Below are 18659 nucleotides of genomic sequence, written 5' to 3'. Positions count from 1 at the left end.
GGTGGTTACATGTCGAAACGTAACACTCAGCAACGTCGCCATATGATTGTCGCTAAGTTGAACGAACAGGGGAAAGTGAGTGTTGATGAGCTCTCATCGCTGTTTGAAACCTCAGAAGTCACGATACGCAAAGATCTTGCTGAGCTTGAGAAAAATGGAATATTGCTTCGTCGTTATGGTGGTGCAGTCCCTATTCCTCATGAAATGGTTTCGGAAAGCTCGATAAAAGTTTCGGATCAAAAGCTAGCCATTGCAAAAATGGCGGCAAGTCGGATCCGCGACCATAATCGAATAGTGGTGGATAGTGGTTCAACAACCGCTGCACTGATCCCGTTGTTAAACCAAAAACGTGGATTGGTGGTAATGACTAACTCTTTGAATGTGGCACAAGCTATCAAGGAGTTGGAAAACGAACCAACGCTTTTGATGACAGGCGGCACCTGGGATCCCCATTCTGAGGCATTTCAGGGACAAGTCGCAGAGCAAGCATTACGTGCCTATGATTTTGACCAGTTGTTTATTGGTGCTGATGGCATTGATGTGAATCGCGGCACGACGACGTTCAACGAGATTGTTGGTCTCAGCCGCGTCATGTCAGAAGTGTCCAGAGAAGTGGTGGTGTTGATCGAATCCGAAAAAATCGGTCGAAAAATCCCTAACCTAGAACTTCCTTGGGACGTTATTACAACGGTTATTACCGACAGCAGCATAGACTCCACCACCAAACTCGCCATTGAGAAAATGGGCACAGAGGTGATCTGCGCCCCCTAATTGAATACGGGGAAAGCTATGTGTGGAATTGTTGGCGCGGTGGCGCAAAGGGATGTGGCGGAAATACTTCTAGAAGGTTTACGCCGATTAGAATATCGCGGGTATGACTCCGCAGGTTTAGCTGTGATCGATGCCGATCATCAACTCAACCGCCTCCGCCGACTAGGCAAAGTAAAAATGTTGTCTGATGCGCTCGACGATCACCCGCTCGCTGGTGGCACAGGGATCGCACACACCCGCTGGGCAACACATGGCGAACCGAGTGAAGAAAATGCCCACCCACATATGTCAGGTGAGAACATTGCGGTGGTCCATAATGGCATTATTGAAAATCACGAATCGCTTCGAGAAATGCTTCAAGGCCGTGGTTATGAATTTACTTCGCAAACTGATACAGAAGTCATCGCTCATCTCGTTCATTGGGAGCTCGAGCAAGGTGGCTCATTGCTTGAAGCATTTCAACGCACCGTCAGTCAGTTGAAAGGCGCTTACGGCACCGTGGTGATGGACAGGCGTGACTCAGAAAGATTGATTGCCGCTCGCTCTGGTAGCCCATTGGTTATTGGTTTAGGGATTGGTGAGAATTTCCTTGCCTCAGACCAACTCGCCCTCCTTAACGTGACACGTCGTTTCCTTTTCCTTGAAGAAGGCGATATTGCCGAAATTACCCGCCGTAACGTGGATATCTATGATGTTGAAGGCAACGCTGTAGAACGCAGCATCAATGAATCGTCTGCAGAGCACGATGCTGCTGATAAAGGCATCTATCGTCACTACATGCAGAAAGAAACGTTTGAGCAGCCATCTGCGATTATCAGCACCCTTGAGGGACGTATTGATGCGAACTCTGTGCTAGTTGATAGCTTAGGGCATGGTGCAAAAGACATTCTTCAGAAAGCCGAACATATTCAGATCATTGCTTGTGGCACGTCTTACAACGCAGGTATGGTGGCGCGCTATTGGTTTGAGTCCATTGCTGGCGTGAGCTGCGATGTAGAGATTGCTTCTGAATTTCGTTATCGCAACTTTGTGACGCGTCCACACAGTGTACTGATTACACTGTCGCAATCGGGTGAGACGGCAGATACGCTTGCAGCACTTCGTCTAGCGAAAGAGCGCGGTTTTATGGCTGCAATAACAGTATGTAACGTGGCCGGTTCATCGCTCGTTCGCGAATCCGACATTGCGATTATGACGCGAGCAGGCACTGAAATCGGCGTGGCATCAACCAAGGCCTTTACGACACAGCTGACATCTCTTCTGATGATGGTAACGGCATTGGGTAAGCAAAAAGGCACGGTAAGTGCTGATAAAGAAGCTGAGATTGTAAAAGCATTGCAACGTCTGCCTGCACATATCGAACAGGCTCTGACGTTTGATAAGCACATTGAGGCGCTCGCTGAAGATTTTGCAGATAAGCATCACGCTCTATTTCTTGGTCGTGGTGAGTTTTATCCCATCGCCATGGAAGCGTCTCTCAAGCTCAAAGAGATTTCTTACATTCACGCGGAAGCTTATGCCGCTGGCGAGCTTAAACATGGTCCTCTTGCCTTGATTGACGCAGATATGCCCGTCATTGTCATTGCGCCGAATAATGAGCTGCTAGAGAAGCTTAAATCCAACATCGAAGAAGTGCGTGCACGTGGTGGTCAGCTGTACGTGTTTGCTGATGAATCTGCTGGGTTCCAAGAAAGTGATGGCATGACAATTATTCCTATGCCGTCAGTTGATGAAGTATGCGCTCCTATTTTTTATACGGTGCCAATGCAGCTGCTGTCATATCATGTCGCCCTGATAAAAGGGACAGACGTCGACCAGCCTCGTAATTTGGCAAAAGCAGTGACTGTCGAGTAGTTACCTGATTTTATACCGACGTTTGTGACAAAAAAGGAGCTCCGGCTCCTTTTTTGTCACATTATGCATGTTGTTTTACATCCGTTGCTATTTGCAACTTGGAAACCCATCACGATATTTGCATTTTGCAAATCATTTCGCATCTATAACAAGACACCTCGCCTAGAAAGATAAGCATGATAATTCGTAGTGGCTATAAATATATGATTTAAAAGGTTATTTTATTTGTCTAAATAGTTGGCGCACATTGTGCATATTGTCGATAAAGCAGCACAACAACAACCAAAGCTGTAAGTCGTAGGGAGTGAAGTATGATCGACTCGAAATCACAAGTAGCAAAACGCATCAAAGAAGCCCGTGAGTGGAAAGGGATCACTCAGGTGAAAATGGCAAAACTACTGGATGTAGCGCGCCAAACGTATTTAGACATTGAAACAGGCAAAACAGAACCTCGTGTTCGTATGTTGTCTGAAATCGCCGAGATTACCGAACGCCCACTGGTTTGGTTTGTGTATGGTGACGCGGACGTTGAGCTGCATGATGTGCAGTACAAGCAAGACGTTAACCGTCTTCTTGAGCACTTTTCAAAATTGCCTCACGAAGCGCGTACCGCGATTCTTAACCAGAGCGTTAACATGGCATCTTTCTTGGTTAATTACTCCAAGTCAGCTCAAAGAGGTTAAGCACTCACTTACTTGGTAGGCTTCGCCCAGCCTTGCCTGCCAAAATAGGTATTGCATTAAAGCCTTGTCATTTGGCTTAGGCAACAACAGCCTAGATTCACAATTCAACAATGCTTTACATGTGAACATGACTGCGCTGTGCATAATGCAGGATCTAGCAGTAGAGAGTGTGACGGTGAAAAGGGTTAAAACCTGACACTGTGACGAAGAGTTGTGGGGCAAGATACGATGTTGATTGTCAAATCTCACGTTGCACAGCGCATCAGAGAAGCGCGAGAGTATCGAGAGATCACGCAAGTGGAAATGGCGCAGCATCTTGATGTTGCGCGGCAGACTTATTTAGATATTGAGTCAGGCAAGACGGAACCTAAAGTCTCTTCACTTGCTACTATAGCCGACGTAACTGGTCGTCCGTTAAATTGGTTTTTATACGGCGAAAGTACGAGAAGTGATATCGCGTTTACACACAGAGATGACTTGAATAATTTGTTATTTTTATTCAATCAACTCCCGCTTTCGGCGCGTAATCTCGTGATGGATCAGGCTTTGTTGTTGGCAGAGTACATGGTGATCATGAAGTCATCGGATACCGATGCTTAAAAATAGAAAGCCCAGCGAATGCTGGGCTTTTTGCTAACGGCTTCTTCGGACTATTGCTTAGCAAGGAAAAAGCGATAGGACGGGTTTTCCGTCTCGTCTTTCCATGAATAGCCAAGCTCTCGCAAGTGAGCCGTAAACGACAGCAAGTCTTTTTCTTCCAGTTCGAATCCACACAATACACGGCCATAATCGGCGCCGTGGTTTCGATAGTTAAAGATACTGATGTTCCAGTGTGTGCCTAACGTTTCTAAGAAACGAATAAGCGCTCCTGGGTACTCAGGAAACTCAAAGCTGTATAGACGCTCTTTCATGGCTTTAGCTGGGCGTCCGCCAATCATGTAGCGTACGTGAACTTTTGCCATTTCGTCGTCTGACAAGTCTTCAACGTCATAGCCACCTTGTCGAAGATCGGCAATGATGCCGTCCAACTCTTGTTGCCCGTTCATTAAGCGAACACCAACAAAAATGTTTGCTAACGCGTCATCACTGTAACGGTAGTTAAACTCGGTAACGGCGCGTCCACCGAGTATCTGGCAGAACTCCAGGAAGGCTCCTGTGCGCTCCGGGATAGTCACTGCCAGTAAACCTTCACGTTTCTCACCAAGTTCAGCTCGCTCAGAGACGTAGCGTAGCGTATGGAAATTCAAGTTGGCTCCTGACAGGATAGCCGCCATGTTTTTCCCTTTAAGCTGGTGCAGCTCTCCGTAGCGTTTTAGCCCAGCGAGCGATAAAGCACCTGATGGCTCTGAGATAGCGCGAGTATCTTCGAAGATGTCTTTCATCGCCGCACAGATTTCATCACTGGATACCGTGATGATCGCGTCGAGGTGCTGCTGGCACACTCGAAACGTTTCATCACCAATGCGCTTAACCGCAACACCATCCGCAAACGTTCCCACATTGTCGAGGGTGACAGGCTCACCGGCGTCCATGGCCGCTTTCAAACATGCTGAATCTTCCGCTTCAACACCAATCACCGTGATATGGGGCATCAGTTGTTTAACGATGACTGATACGCCCGCAGCGATACCACCGCCGCCAACAGGGAGAAAGATGTAATCGAGATGGCCATTTTGTTGAAGTAACTCCAACCCAATGGTGCCTTGGCCTGCAATGATGGAAGGGTGGTCAAACGGCGCGACAAAGGTATAACCATGCTCATCAGCAAGTTCGATGGCTTTGGCTTTGGCTTCATCAAAATTATTACCATGCAGCACCACATTGCCACCAAACCCACGAACCCCAGAGACTTTAATATCTGGCGTAGTACGTGGCATGACAATGGTGGCGTTGATCCCAAGCTTTTGGCCAGACATAGCAACGCCTTGAGCATGGTTTCCCGCAGAGGCCGCAATAACGCCGGCCTTTTTTTGGTCTTCCGTAAGTTGCGCCATCATGTTGTAGGCGCCACGCAACTTGAACGAATGCACCGGTTGGCGGTCTTCACGCTTCAGTTGAATGGTATTACCCAATCGTTGGGAAATTCGCGGCATGTCCTGCAAAGGACTCACAATCGCCACTTCATACACTGGAGCGCGGAGAATATCGCGCAGGTAATCTGCATTACTGAGCGGTGCATCGTTTAGAGTCTGTTGGTGGGCCTGCGTCATGATTACCCCTCCAGTTTGCTTTTATCTCGAACAGCACCTTTATCGGCACTGGTCGCAAGGCTTGCATAGGCTTTTAGCGCTAAGGAAACAACACGTTCACGTGAAACAGGTTTCCAGCCACGTGCATCTGTTTCGGCGCGACGGGCAGCCAGTTCTGCGTCATCCACTTCCAGCACAATCGAACGGTTAGGGATATCAATGGCAATGATGTCGCCTTGCTTCACTAAACCGATCGTGCCGCCGCTCGCCGCTTCTGGTGAAACGTGACCGATAGACAAACCACTGGTACCGCCAGAGAAGCGACCATCAGTGATTAACGCACACGCTTTGCCTAAACCCATCGATTTCAGGTAGGTGGTTGGGTAGAGCATTTCTTGCATACCAGGGCCGCCTTTGGGGCCTTCGTAGCGAATGACTACTACTTCGCCCGCTTTCACTGCGCCTGACAGAATGCCGTTAACCGCATCTTCTTGTGCTTCGAAGACATGGGCAGGGCCGCGGAAGACGAGGTTCTCTTCGTCTACGCCTGCGGTTTTAACAATACAACCGTCTGCAGCGAGGTTGCCACTGAGGACAGCAAGGCCGCCTTCTTGGCTAAACGCATTTTCACGAGTACGAATACAACCGTTAACGCGGTCATCATCGACGGTGTCCCAACGACAACTTTGTGAGAAGGCTTTAGTGGTGCGAATGCCCGCAGGGCCAGCACGGAAGAAGGTTTTTACGTCTTCATCTTCGGTGACCATGATGTCGTATTGTGCAATGGTGTCAGCCATGGTTTGGCCCAATACGGTCGGTACATCGGTATTGAGTAGATCGGCACGTGCCAATTCGCCCAAGATGGCGATAACGCCACCCGCACGGTGAACATCTTCCATGTGGTATTGCTGAGTAGACGGCGCCACTTTACAAAGGTGAGGAACACGACGAGACATGCGGTCGATATCATCCATGTCGAAATCAATCTCACCTTCTTGCGCGGCAGCAATAAGGTGAAGCACCGTGTTGCTTGAACCGCCCATGGCGATATCTAGCGCGGTGGCGTTTTCAAACGCTGCACGGCTCGCGATGTTACGAGGCAGCACGGATGCATCGTCTTGTTCATAGTAACGCTTAGTCAAATCAACAATGCGCTGACCTGCTTTTAGGAACAATTGTTCGCGATCAGCGTGCGTTGCTAGCATTGAGCCGTTACCGGGTTGGCTAAGACCCAAGGCTTCAGTCAAACAGTTCATGGAGTTGGCGGTGAACATACCTGAACAAGAACCACAGGTTGGACACGCTGATCGTTCGATCTGCTCGCTCTGTTCGTCTGAGACTTTTGGATCGGCGCCTTGGATCATGGCATCCACCAGATCTAGCTTTAAGATCTGATCAGAAAGCTTGGTTTTACCTGCTTCCATTGGACCGCCTGAAACAAAGATCACAGGGATGTTGATGCGCATGGCAGCCATCAGCATTCCTGGGGTGATTTTGTCACAGTTCGAAATACAGACCATGGCATCAGCACAGTGTGCGTTGACCATGTATTCCACGGAATCAGCAATCAGTTCACGTGATGGCAGGCTATACAGCATGCCGCCGTGACCCATTGCGATCCCATCGTCGACGGCGATAGTGTTGAATTCTTTGGCGATACCGCCTGCTTCTTCAATCTCGCGTGCAACAAGTTGGCCCATGTCTTTTAGGTGAACGTGTCCCGGTACGAACTGGGTAAAAGAGTTCACGACGGCAATGATGGGTTTTCCGAAATCTTCATCTTTCACGCCAGTGGCACGCCAAAGGGCGCGTGCGCCGGCCATGTTACGACCGTGAGTGGTGGTGGCTGAACGATACTTAGGCATTTCCTTGTCCTCTTTTACTGCTTATTTGGCTTCCGGAGAGACCGGATCGAGCCATCCCCACTTGTCTTGTGTTTGGCCGTTGAACAGGCCAAAGAATGCGGATTGCACTTTTTCTGTGATTGGGCCGCGTGCACCTTCACCGACGGTGATTTGGTCAACGCTGCGAACCGGTACGATTTCAGCGGCTGTGCCTGTCATGAAGACTTCATCGGCAAGGTACAGCGCTTCACGTGCGATGTTTTCTTCGCGCACTTCATAACCCATGTCTCGTGCAAGGATCATGATGGAATCGCGAGTAATACCTGGCAATATTGCGCTGGTGGCTGGCGGTGTGGAAATCACACCATTTCGTACCACAAACAAGTTCTCGCCTGCGCCTTCTGATAGGTAGCCATCAACACTCAATGCGATACCTTCAGCATAGCCATGGCGACGTGCTTCACCACCAACGAGCAAGCTAGATAGGTAGTTACCGCCCGCTTTAGCTGCTGTTGGAATGGTGTTTGGTGCTGCGCGGTTCCAGCTTGAAATCATCGCATCTACACCATTTGCCAGCGCTTCTTCGCCGAGGTATGAACCCCAACCGAACGCCGCTATGATCAAATCCATTTCAGTTTCTGGCGGTGGGCAAACCCCTAAACCCACATTGCCTACAAAGCCTAATGGGCGAATGTAAGCCGAGTTCAGTTTGTTGGCACGAAGGGTTTCACGACAGGCTTCCATCAGCTCATCAACGCTGTATGGGATCGGGAAACGGTAGATTTTTGCACTGTCTTTCAGACGCTGCATGTGCTCACGATGGCGGAAAACGATAGGGCCGTTCGGCGTGTCGTAGCAACGAATGCCTTCGAACACCGAGGTACCATAATGCATCGCGTGAGTCAGAACGTGAACCGTGGCATCTTGCCAAGGAATGAGCTCACCGTTAGACCAAATATAATCCGCTGTGTTTGCCATGTATTAATCCTTTTTAGTAACGCACTACAGTTATTCTTGCGGGAGCAGACGTACGTGTGAGACATCCCATAATTTGTCTAATTGGCTGTGAAGGTTGGCAACAGGGCGAGTGCTCTCCACCTTCAAGGTAATTTCAACCACATCATTGCTGTCTGTATGATGCATGTCTAAGTGGGTGAGGCGAAAGCCACGGTGACGCACAATGCGAAGCAATCGCTCCAACAATTCTGGTTTATCTTCCGCTTCAATAAGTAGGGTATGTGATTGGCTCATGTTCTCTCCAACATATCCTGGTTGGCGGCGCCGGGTGGAACCAGCGGCCATACGTTCTCTTCCTCTGAGATAGCAACATGCAGCAAATAGGCTGTGTCACTGGCCATCATCTCTTGCAGGGCAGGGATGACCTCTTTTTTACAGGTAATGGTCTTGCCTGGGATGTTAAATGCGCTCGCGAGTCTGACAAAATCCGGGTTGTCAGACAAGTTGGTCTCACTGAAGCGTTTGTCGAAAAACAGCTCCTGCCATTGGCGAACCATTCCTAAGCGTTGATTATCCAACAGCACCATTTTGACCGGTATATTACGTCGTTTTAAGGTTCCTAGCTCTTGAACGTTCATCATAAATGAACCATCTCCCGAAACTAATACAACCTGATCTTCCGGGCGTGCCATTTTTGCGCCCATGGCAGCTGGCAAGCCAAACCCCATGGTGCCCAGACCCGCTGATGTCAGAAGATTTTCAGGGCGGCGAGGTTCAACATGTTGCGCCACCCACATTTGGTGTTGGCCCACGTCGGTAGCGACCACGGTAGAATCCGGCATTATGTCAGAAAGTTGCTTTAACAGCAGCGGCGCATAGATGGCATCGCCCGGGTGATCGTAACGCCAACCGAAATCTTTCATCATGGTGTCGATATTGTGCTGCCATTCAGAAATATCTGCTGGTTCGCCAAGCTGTGGAAGCACCGTATTGAGCTCGCCGCGAAGAGGCACATTGGCGCGGCGCAGTTTATTAAACTCTGCTGCGTCTATATCGATATGAACCACGGTCGCATTCGGGGCGAAAGTATCGAGTTTACCTGTCACGCGGTCATCAAATCGCGCGCCAATCGCAATCAATAGGTCGGATTGTTGAACCGCGAGGTTAGCGGCTTTGGTGCCGTGCATGCCTAACATACCCAAGTAGTACGGGTAATCGCGATGGACCGATCCTAGTCCTTTCAGGGTGCAGGTCGCTGGGATTTGGCTGTGATTAAGAAATTGGCGGAGCGTGTCTGTTGCGCGCGCCAATTGAACGCCACCACCAACATACACGATAGGCTGCTTGCTGGCAGCAATCAGTGCATTGGCTTCTTGCAGTGACGTGATGGACACTTCAGGTGCCGATGGCTGAGAAATAGCTGGTGCAACGGGGTTGTCTATTTGACCAAGTTGGACATCTTTCGCGATATCCACCAGCACAGGGCCGGGGCGGCCTTCTTTCGCTACCACGAAAGCTTCTGCTAGGGTTTTGGCTAACTCACGTTGGTCAGTCACCAGAAAGCTGTGTTTGGTACACGCAAGGGAAAGTCCGAGAACATCGACTTCTTGAAACGCATCGGTACCGATAAGGGGGCTGGCGACTTGACCTGTGATGGCGACGATAGGCACAGAGTCCATCATGGCATCCGCAAGGCCAGTGATCAGGTTGGTTGCGCCTGGGCCAGAAGTGGCAAGGCACACACCCACACCCCCCGTTGAACGTGCATAACCGATGGCCGCCATGGCTGCGCCTTGTTCGTGTCGACACAGAACATGGTCAACACCGCCATCATAAAGGGCGTCGTAGACGGGCATGATCGCCCCGCCTGGGTATCCGAAGATGGTTTCTACGCCTTGCTCGCGCAATGCGCTTACCACTAATTGTGCACCTGTCATCCTTGCTTCCTCCCTGTCGGCATTGGAGAGAAAAGCTGCTGCTCTGCTTCCTGTGGTGTTTCCATACCGCGTTTTCCTTATGCGTTTACAACCGGACTTCCAATGTTAAAAAGCCCCCGAACCTTTCGATGCGGGGGCTGGTTGCGATGTTGTTGTTACTTTCTAAACGTCGCTGCCCCTCGCGGTAGTACCACCACGATAATTGAAATAATAATGACGAGGGCGCGAGTTGATAAATTCATTTTTTCTCTTACGTTCGCCGCCAAATGTTAAGTGGCGGTCGTTTATGTCAACGTTTGTTTGCATACTTGTTGTCTGCCCTTAGTGGTATCACAGACGTTCGTCGCATGACAAGTAAAAACTGACCAGTTTTTACATTTTTAGCATCGTAATGCAGTAATACTATCTCTTTATGCATATAACTAGTTGATAGTTAAATAGATAGCTACAGAGTGTTATGAATCTTGCCATTATCCAAAGCCGAGCCTGTGTGGGCGTCGGCGCACCACAAGTGACCGTAGAAGTGCATATTAGTAACGGTCTTCCCGCGTTTAATTTGGTTGGATTAGCCGAGACTACGGTCAAAGAATCGCGAGATCGTGTTCGCAGTGCCATCGTCAATTCAGGCTTTGAGTTTCCTGCTCGGCGCATCACCGTCAATCTCGCGCCAGCTGATTTACCCAAAGATGGTGGGCGATTTGATTTGCCCATTGCGCTTGGTGTTCTGGCGGCTTCTGGTCAAATACCGATGACCACACTCAACCAACATGAATTTGTTGGAGAGCTGGCGTTATCTGGGCAGCTTCGTGCAGTCAAAGGCACATTGCCAGCCGCCGTTGTTTGTCGTGAAGCGGGGAGGCGTTTGGTGGTGCCTGATGATAACGGCGGTCAAGTTGCGCTGGTGGGGCGAGATACGCATTTATCCGCGCCTGATCTTAATGCCGTATGCCGACACCTCAGTGGTCAAGGTCACTTATCGTTAAAAGAGCCAGACAACATGGAAGCCGTCACGCACGAGAACCATCGTTGTCTGCAAGACATTATTGGCCAGCAACAAGGTAAGCGAGCGTTAGAGATCTCTGCGGCAGGTTCACATAATTTGCTGTTTTTGGGCCCGCCAGGAACAGGAAAAACCATGTTGGCCTCGAGAATGGCCGATTTGCTTCCGCCCATGAGTGATACTGAGGCGCTGGAAACGGCTGCCATTACCTCCCTGACCGAGCGTCCACTGCATGAAGGCAATTGGCGTCAGCGTCCGTTTCGTTCGCCTCACCACTCTAGTTCGATGGCTGCGCTGGTGGGGGGAGGTACGATACCGAAACCGGGCGAAATCTCTCTGGCGCATAACGGTATTTTATTTCTTGATGAAATGCCTGAGTTCGAACGAAAAGTCTTAGATTCGTTGAGAGAGCCGTTAGAGTCTGGCGAAGTCATGATCTCTCGCGCCAACAGTAAAACCCTTTTCCCTTCGCGGTTTCAGTTAGTGGGGGCGCTTAACCCAAGCCCTACAGGTCATTATGAAGGGCAAATGGCGCGCTCCAATCCGCAAGCGACGTTGCGCTATTTGAATCGTTTGTCTGGCCCGTTTTTGGATCGTTTCGATTTATCGATAGAGATCCCTGCTTTGCCTCGCGGCACCTTGGCGGAAGGGGGCGATCGCGGTGAACCGACCTGCGTGGTTAAAGCGCGAATCGAACGGGCGCGCGCAGTCATGCTAGCTCGTGCAGGTAAGGTCAATTGCTTGCTATCGAGTCGTGAAATTGAAACCTATTGTCCGTTATCAAAAGCAGATGCGGATTTTCTTGAAACCGCTTTACATCGCCTTGGGCTGTCAATTCGTGCCTATCACCGTATCATCAAAGTGGCGCGCACCATTGCCGATCTTTCTGGTGAGACTGATATTCAACGTGGGCACTTAGCCGAGGCGCTAGGTTATCGAGCCATGGATAGATTACTCAAGCAACTGACCTCATTGGCAAGCTAAAAAAACGAGCTGGGTATTGTGGGTCTGGGCAATGCTCAATCATAAAATGCCAAACCTGGCCTTTTCCGTAGAATGGGACGTGCAAGGCTCAGAATCTATTAGTAAAGATGGCGGGTACTTGCTGAACAAGATACAAAAAAAGGGCCAATCGGCCCTTTTTGCGTTTGCGTTGATGCTTCTTATTGCGTGAGCAGGAAGTTTACCAGCGCGAAGTAATCATCAGTAGATTTGATGGTCTTCGGCGTTACATGGTATTTGCCGTTCACGATAACAGCAGGAACGCCACGAAGGCCTGATGCTTGGAACGCTTTATCAAAGCGGTTTGCCATCGCATTGGCGGCAAAGCTGTTGTAAGTACCGTCAAATTTATCACCGTCGACACCTTCGTCGATGAACATTTGGCGCACTTCTTCTTCGCTACGAGGTGGCTTTTGAAGCAAATGAATACGGTTGAAAATCACCGGTACCATTTTGTCTTCCACATCAAGCATGACAGATGCCGCATAGGCTTTGCTCAAGGCTTTGCCCATGTTACCACCCATGAATGACACGTGGTTCTTTAAGAAGGTCGCGTTTTCAGGGATTTGCTTTTTCAGCTCCTCCATCAAACCTTGGCTTTTGTTGCAATGCGGGCAGTAGAAAGAGAAGAACTCAGTCACGGTTGGTGTGTCAGTTTTGGCGAGATCCAAAACTTGGTAATCTTCACCTGCATTAAAACGCGCTGCGTGTGCCGAAAAGGCCAGCATCGTTGCTGCCGCTAAGGCAAACAGTTTCTTCAACATAACGTTCTTTCTCCCTGAGTATTGTTATTAGTTGGTCTACCATTGAGGCGTCAGTGACAGCACGGGCTCCTCAAGTGCCGCCAATTGTTCTTTAAAGGCGAGGACCTGATTTTCCCAGTATTTTGCCTCAGCAAACCAAGGAAATGCACGAGGAAATGCAGGATCTTGCCAACGTTTTGCCAGCCACGCCATGTAATGCACCATTCTGAGACCACGTAAAGGTTCAATAAGTTGCAACTGTTGGTGCGGAAAATCGTGGAATTCCGAGTAGGCTTCCGCAATCGTGTCGAGTTGAGCAAGCCTATCCCCGCGATCGCCATTGAGTAGCATCCAAATATCTTGAACTGCTGGGCCGTTTCGCGCATCGTCGAGATCGACAAACATTGGGCCATCTCGCCACAAGATGTTGCTTGGGTGACAGTCACCATGAAGACGAATGCTCGGCCATTGATTGCTCCATTGCGATGTCAGTACGCCAATCAACCGATCGAGATCAGAAAAAAAACTGTTTTCGAGGTGCATTGGGATAAAGCTGCTGTTTTCGAGCTCGCGACGCGGCTGCAATACATACTCTTCTAGGCCCAATGTTGGGCGATGAATAAACGGATTGCTTGTGCCGACTTGGTGAATACGACCAAGAAAGCGGCCCACCATTTCGAGCTGATCCCAGTTATCCACTTCAAACGAACGTCCGCCCACACTAGGGAAAACCGCAAAGCGATAGCCATCATAGTTGAACAAGGTGGTGCCATTGAGCTTCATGGGTGCGGCGACAGGAATGTCAGCCTCTTGCAAGTCGAGCGCATATTGGTGTTCTTCGAGAATTTGAGCATCGCTCCAGCGCTGCGGGCGATAGAACTTGGTCACTAAACGGCGACGCTCTTCATCTTGGAACTGATAGACGCGGTTTTCATAGCTGTTGAGTGCCAGTAAGCCAGACTCTGGACGAATACCGACCGACTCCAGTGCATTGAGCAGCGTGTCGGGGGTCAGTTGTTGGTAGTTAAATTGCGCGTCGCTCATAGGATCACTTCGTGTTGGTGATGATACGTGATGGTATCAGAGAAAATGGAGCGGGTGACGATTGCAGTGAAAAATGTGCGGCAACAAAAAAGGGCGCATCAAGCGCCCTTTTTGTGGTCGTCGCGCTTACAGTTTGCTGAAGAAGCGGCTTTCCGTTTCAACGGATTTTTGATCGTCACCAGATTGTCGTTCCAGCACGAACATGATGTTGGTGACTGGAGTGGTGAGTTCATACGGGTCGATCGCGAGGCTGACAGGCAGGGTGAAGATTTCGCCTGCTTTGAGTGAGACCTCTTGTTTGCCATACCATTCAATGCCATCAATCCCAGTCACTGAAAGGTTGTAGGTTTCAGGTTGCTGGGTTTTATTGAGTATTTTCAGGGTATATGTATTTTCGATGAGTCCATCGCTGTTGGTCTTAAACAGCTGGGCTCTGTCTCTGATGACATCAAGGCGCATCGGCTGCACGGCAGACAACAGATAGAAGAACAATACGCACATTGCCACCATGACCGCGCCATAGCCCAAGAGCTTAGGTCGCATGATATCGACTTTGTGCCCTTCGAGTTTGTGTTCAGTGGTATAGCTGATCAGGCCTTTGGCGTAGTTCATGCGCTCCATGGTGGCATCACATGCATCGACACAGGCTCCGCAGTTAATGCACTCATATTGCAAGCCATCACGAATATCGATGCCGGTAGGACACACTTGCACACAGAGATTACAGTCAATGCAATCACCCAACCCAAGCTCTTTCGGGTCTTTCTTGCGAGGGCGAGGGCCACGACTTTCACCACGTTCAGTATCATAGCCAACAATAAAGGTGTCTTTATCAAACATCGCTGATTGGAAGCGGGCGTACGGACACATGTGAATACACATGATGGAACGCATCCAACCTGCATTGCCATAGGTGCACACGCTGAAAAACAGCACCCAGAAGGTCACCCAAAAGGCGCTATTTAATGTGAAAAACTCAATGAAAAGCGTTTTGACGGGTACAAAATAGCCGACAAAAGTAAGGCCCGTCAGCAGCGCCACGGCAAACCAGCAAAGGTGCTTGATGGTTTTTCTGACCAATAGGTTTGGTGTTATGGATTTTTGATCTTGAGCGCGCCGTTTGTTGGCGGGGCCTTCTAGTTTTTCTTCAAACCAAATATAGATGAAGGTCCACACCGTTTGCGGGCAAAGGTAGCCACACCAGACACGGCCTAAGAATGTGGTGATGAAGAAGAGGCCAAAGGCGGCAATCATTAATACCGATGCCAGCAATGTCAGATCTTGTGGCCACAAGGTTGTGCCGAAGAAATTAAATTGTTGTTTGCCAATATCAATCAAGATGGCTTGTCTATCGCCATATGAAATCCAAGGTGTTAACACGAACAGCAGCATGAAAAACCAGCCCATTTTCTGGCGGAGTTTCTGGTATACCCCTTTGGCTTCTCGCACATAAATACGATTACTGGGATTAAAGCGATCGCCCCCGCCTTTGTGGGTTTTGGGATTAAACTCTTTGGCCGTGACGTCTTTGACGTCTATTTTGTCCTTGCTCATGACACCTGCATTCCTTGGGTCAAACGGGTTTCCCCGATCAATCTGCGTAGGTACGTTGCCCACGCATCTTTTGATTGAAATGTACTTCAATATTAGACCGTAGATTATACCGTAGTGGATGCAAGGATTTCTGTGCGGATGGTGGAAAATTGGCCGATGTATGTGCAGATGACGTGTAACAAATGATTGTATACCCAGACAATCCTCCAACATCAGGTTGCTTGGAGATGTAGAAATAAAAAAGCGAAGCCATATGGCTTCGCTTTTCTGTCTGGAATTCTTGAGCGTGATTAGCTGATGATGCCACGCGCTCGCAAGATGGCGGTTTTGAAGTCGTTTTCGCAGTCTTTAGCAAGACCTGGGATCATTTCATCTTTGCTGCTATTACGCATTTTAAGGTGATAGATCAGCACATCATCGGTGAGTGCGTCGAGTTGACCTTCATAGCCTGCTTCTTCGGCGAGTTTGCTGATCATTTGCATCAGATTCAGCTCGGGTTCTTTCTGCCACTCAGGGTGAAGCAGTTCGATCAGTTCGTTAACGCGATGACATTTCATTGAAGACTCCAATTTGGGCTAAGACAGTATGAGAAAATAGCCTTGGTTTTTATATGGCTTATAGGCCTTACAGTACCAGAATCACTATGTTCTCGCTATGTTGCCTTAAGCCGCTTCGCCAGCCGGTTCTTCAGTGTTCATTACCGGATTTGGACGGATCAGTGTCAAATCAGGTTTCGATGTTTTTGATGACGCTTTGAACGTTGGAGCAAACGAAGTAGAACGCATACGTGCTGGTGTACGAGTAACGCGGACGGTGCGAACAGTAACAGGGCGCATTTAAGTTTCTCAGTTTTCGCGCATCCATGACGAGGTTAATAGCAGAGTGATTCAGGGGTTCCAATGGCTGATAGCCTAACTGTTTTTCACTCTGGAATGAAATTTCCCGCGGAGCATAGCAAAAAAAAATCGTTTAAAAAAGCACCGAATATAAAAAATAAAAAAAGCCGCGTATGCGGCTTTTTTCGAATAGTTTGAATGGCCCTAAGGGATTGGCATGACGCGGTTTCTACCTAGGTTTTTTGCCTCATACAGCTGCGCATCTGCCCGAGCTATCATGCTGCGTATTGTGTCGCCTTTTTCAAACTGCGCCACACCGATAGATACGGCGATATTGTCTAGCTTTGTACTGGTTTTCTTGTCCTTGATGACTAGCCTGTCGATGCTTGCTCGAATGGTTTCCGCGACGCGACACGCGCTTTTCAATGGTCGATTCGGTACAAGCAGCGCAAATTCTTCGCCACCGTAGCGAAAGGCTTGGATACCTTCTCGGCAGTATTCGGACAATCGCTTTGCGGTGAGCTTCAACACCTGGTCGCCCATTAGGTGTCCGTAGGTATCGTTAAAATTCTTAAAATGGTCAAGGTCGCAAAGCAGCAATGAAAACCCTTTTGGCGGCGGGCTGTTGGCCAGCGTACTTAACTCTGAGTCAAATGCTCGTCGATTGAATATACCTGTTAGCGCATCATGCAACGCATCTTCGTTAGCTTGATCCAACGTCTCCTTGAGGCGTTCGATTTCTTTTTGCGCATCAGCCAGCTGGTTTTTAAAGAAGCTTGTTGATTGGCGTATCTCGTTTGACCCTTTGACGGCACTTCGAACAACGGCGATCGTTTCATCCATCGACAAGGTCTCCTCTCCGACACGAGATAGCTGAGAAAAAGTTTTGTCTAAGGTGCTTTGGAAGTTGTCAGTGTCTTTGAGTGTGTCTTCCATGGTGTTGCCCATTTCCAACGCCAAAGCTTGCAAGCTTTGCTGGAAATCATCGGCTTCTTTCACTTTCTTGTCGGCAAAATGAGATTGGTATAACTGCTCACATTGTGTTTCGCTAAGTGTGCCGGTCGCTTGAATCGATTCGTTGATGAGCAGTGAAAGATCGGTGTCTGAATCTGCGACATAGGTATACCACAAGGCATAATTTGTCGGGGTCGCAGGCACCTGATATTTCATCAGTAAAGGAACAACTTTTTTCAAATATCCTGTAGATAGCGCAAAATTATCTTTTGACATAGCTGGCTTTCTCTCCGTTGTATCAAGCGAGATAAGTATCGTCACTGATTACCAGTTTTATAATATTAGTTGAATTTAAGAAGATGATGTGACCGCTTCGTCGATGATGAATGTCTTAAAGGATTGATACGCACGATTAACAAGGAAGTAAAAAGCAGGAGCAATAACAATGGGATGGTTTAATAAAGTGCTCGCGAAAGTCGGAGTAGGCAGCGCAGAAGTTGCACTCTCCATGTCCAAAGAATCGTTCATGCAAGGCGAAACGGCCGCAATGAAAGTGACGGTTTCGGGCGGCAAGACACCGCAGTCGATTGATACGATTTCGTTTGAGCTGCGTTGTGATTACATGGGGTGGGAGCAGCTTCGCGCAAATGATGAGCAGGGACGTAAACGCCAGAGGCGTCGGTTGAGCCACACTCTTGTAAAGTGGCAATTGCCTGACACCTTTACGCTGCAACCAGGAGAAGTGCGTCAATTTGAAACGCAGTGCGAAATTCCCCTTGGTACGCCGCTCACAATGGGGGATGGCAAAGTCTGGCTGTCGGCGAACCTTGATATCCCAATGGCCAAAGATGCTTCTTGTAAAACGCTGATATCTATCAGCCCAAGTACGGATTTGAATGCTGTACTGGAAGGGTTCGAAGAAGCAGGGCTGCGAATTGATAAAGTCGGCAATCAAGACGTTGAGCGATCGTCATTGCCTTTTGAGCAGCGTATTGAGCTGGCTCCAATCTCAGGTCGTTTCTTGGGTGTTTTACAGCGTATCGAGTTAGTCGTGTGTAGCGATGAAGAAGGGTTACAACTCGGGCTGACCATGCTTCGACAAGGGGAAGGCATGGGTGATGCGCTGGGGCGTTTGGTTGGGGCAAATAAGGTGAAACGCTCGCTAGCCATTGCGCACAACACTTCGTCTGAGCGTATTCGCAGAGATATTGGCGAGCTCTTGGACAAGGTTGAGAAATAATTTAAGCTTACACGTGTACGCTTAAATATGTCATACTCGTTTTCAGTATTG

At 49.0% G+C, this 18659-nt stretch carries 17 protein-coding genes; 6 read left to right on the top strand and 11 right to left on the bottom strand.

What is annotated here, in order from left to right; translation table 11 throughout:
• Positions 1 to 9: 9 nt before the first annotated feature.
• The 4 genes from Q365_RS0116700 (at position 10) to Q365_RS0116685 (ending at position 3908) form a co-directional block, all read left to right on the top strand.
• Positions 10 to 771 carry a DeoR/GlpR family DNA-binding transcription regulator gene (locus tag Q365_RS0116700; RefSeq protein ID WP_028024425.1) on the top strand — a complete coding sequence of 254 codons (762 nt, stop codon included), beginning with the start codon at positions 10 to 12 and terminating at the stop codon, positions 769 to 771.
• Positions 772 to 789: 18 nt separating this feature from the next.
• Complete coding sequence (glmS, locus tag Q365_RS0116695; RefSeq protein WP_028024424.1) at positions 790 to 2625, top strand: glutamine--fructose-6-phosphate transaminase (isomerizing); 1836 nt, start codon at positions 790 to 792, stop codon at positions 2623 to 2625.
• A 311-nt stretch (positions 2626 to 2936) separates the two neighbouring features.
• Positions 2937 to 3308 (top strand): helix-turn-helix transcriptional regulator, encoded by a 372-nt coding sequence (locus Q365_RS0116690; RefSeq protein WP_016960921.1) that lies wholly within the window; start codon positions 2937 to 2939, stop codon positions 3306 to 3308.
• 228 nt (positions 3309 to 3536) lie between these two features.
• Positions 3537 to 3908, top strand: coding sequence for a helix-turn-helix domain-containing protein (locus Q365_RS0116685; RefSeq protein ID WP_028024423.1), 372 nt, complete (start codon positions 3537 to 3539; stop codon positions 3906 to 3908).
• Positions 3909 to 3958: 50 nt separating this feature from the next.
• Here Q365_RS0116685 and ilvA read toward each other — a convergent pair whose 3' ends face one another.
• Genes ilvA through ilvG form a run of 5 tightly spaced genes read right to left on the bottom strand, consistent with a single transcriptional unit; the run spans position 3959 to position 10235 of the window.
• Positions 3959 to 5518: a threonine ammonia-lyase, biosynthetic gene (ilvA, locus tag Q365_RS0116680; RefSeq protein WP_028024422.1), complete on the bottom strand. Its 1560-nt coding sequence runs from the start codon at positions 5516 to 5518 to the stop codon at positions 3959 to 3961.
• Between the two features lie 2 nt (positions 5519 to 5520).
• Positions 5521 to 7362, bottom strand: a complete 1842-nt coding sequence (gene ilvD / locus Q365_RS0116675; protein WP_028024421.1) for a dihydroxy-acid dehydratase — start codon at positions 7360 to 7362, stop codon at positions 5521 to 5523.
• A gap of 21 nt (positions 7363 to 7383) precedes the next feature.
• A complete protein-coding gene (locus Q365_RS0116670) occupies positions 7384 to 8319 on the bottom strand; it encodes a branched-chain amino acid transaminase (RefSeq protein WP_028024420.1) in 936 nt (311 codons plus the stop codon).
• A gap of 30 nt (positions 8320 to 8349) precedes the next feature.
• Complete coding sequence (gene ilvM, locus Q365_RS0116665; protein WP_028024419.1) at positions 8350 to 8592, bottom strand: acetolactate synthase 2 small subunit; 243 nt, start codon at positions 8590 to 8592, stop codon at positions 8350 to 8352.
• A complete protein-coding gene (gene ilvG / locus Q365_RS0116660) occupies positions 8589 to 10235 on the bottom strand; it encodes an acetolactate synthase 2 catalytic subunit (RefSeq protein ID WP_028024418.1) in 1647 nt (548 codons plus the stop codon). Before ilvG ends, ilvM begins: the two co-directional genes overlap by 4 nt.
• 457 nt (positions 10236 to 10692) lie before the next feature.
• On the opposite strand from ilvG, the gene Q365_RS0116655 reads away from it, so the two are divergent.
• A complete protein-coding gene (locus Q365_RS0116655) occupies positions 10693 to 12219 on the top strand; it encodes a YifB family Mg chelatase-like AAA ATPase (protein ID WP_028024417.1) in 1527 nt (508 codons plus the stop codon).
• A 179-nt stretch (positions 12220 to 12398) separates the two neighbouring features.
• On the opposite strand, the gene Q365_RS0116645 is transcribed toward Q365_RS0116655, so the two are convergent.
• From Q365_RS0116645 to Q365_RS0116615, 6 genes are all read right to left on the bottom strand, one after another.
• The gene (locus Q365_RS0116645; RefSeq protein ID WP_028024416.1) at positions 12399 to 13001 is read right to left on the bottom strand and encodes a thiol:disulfide interchange protein DsbA/DsbL; all 603 of its coding nucleotides are present in this window, start codon (positions 12999 to 13001) and stop codon (positions 12399 to 12401) included.
• A gap of 36 nt (positions 13002 to 13037) precedes the next feature.
• A complete protein-coding gene (locus tag Q365_RS0116640; RefSeq protein WP_028024415.1) occupies positions 13038 to 14024 on the bottom strand; it encodes a serine/threonine protein kinase in 987 nt (328 codons plus the stop codon).
• Positions 14025 to 14150: 126 nt separating this feature from the next.
• Positions 14151 to 15578, bottom strand: a complete 1428-nt coding sequence (ccoG, locus tag Q365_RS0116630) for a cytochrome c oxidase accessory protein CcoG (RefSeq protein WP_028024414.1) — start codon at positions 15576 to 15578, stop codon at positions 14151 to 14153.
• Positions 15579 to 15868: 290 nt separating this feature from the next.
• Positions 15869 to 16135, bottom strand: coding sequence for a YihD family protein (locus tag Q365_RS0116625; RefSeq protein ID WP_028024413.1), 267 nt, complete (start codon positions 16133 to 16135; stop codon positions 15869 to 15871).
• Positions 16136 to 16240: 105 nt separating this feature from the next.
• Positions 16241 to 16414 (bottom strand): hypothetical protein, encoded by a 174-nt coding sequence (locus tag Q365_RS27070; RefSeq protein ID WP_211254264.1) that lies wholly within the window; start codon positions 16412 to 16414, stop codon positions 16241 to 16243.
• A gap of 204 nt (positions 16415 to 16618) precedes the next feature.
• Positions 16619 to 17644 carry a GGDEF domain-containing protein gene (locus tag Q365_RS0116615; protein ID WP_028024412.1) on the bottom strand — a complete coding sequence of 342 codons (1026 nt, stop codon included), beginning with the start codon at positions 17642 to 17644 and terminating at the stop codon, positions 16619 to 16621.
• A gap of 169 nt (positions 17645 to 17813) precedes the next feature.
• Between Q365_RS0116615 and Q365_RS0116610 the strand changes: the two genes are divergently transcribed.
• On the top strand, positions 17814 to 18608 hold the full coding sequence (locus tag Q365_RS0116610) for a sporulation protein (RefSeq protein WP_028024411.1): 795 nt from the start codon (positions 17814 to 17816) through the stop codon (positions 18606 to 18608).
• Positions 18609 to 18659: the final 51 nt, after the last annotated feature.

Source organism: Enterovibrio calviensis DSM 14347 (genome assembly GCF_000621165.1).
Classification (GTDB): Bacteria; Pseudomonadota; Gammaproteobacteria; order Enterobacterales; family Vibrionaceae; genus Enterovibrio; species Enterovibrio calviensis.
Note: the sequence above shows the minus strand (reverse complement) of the source record. Positions and strands in the feature narration are given on the sequence as shown.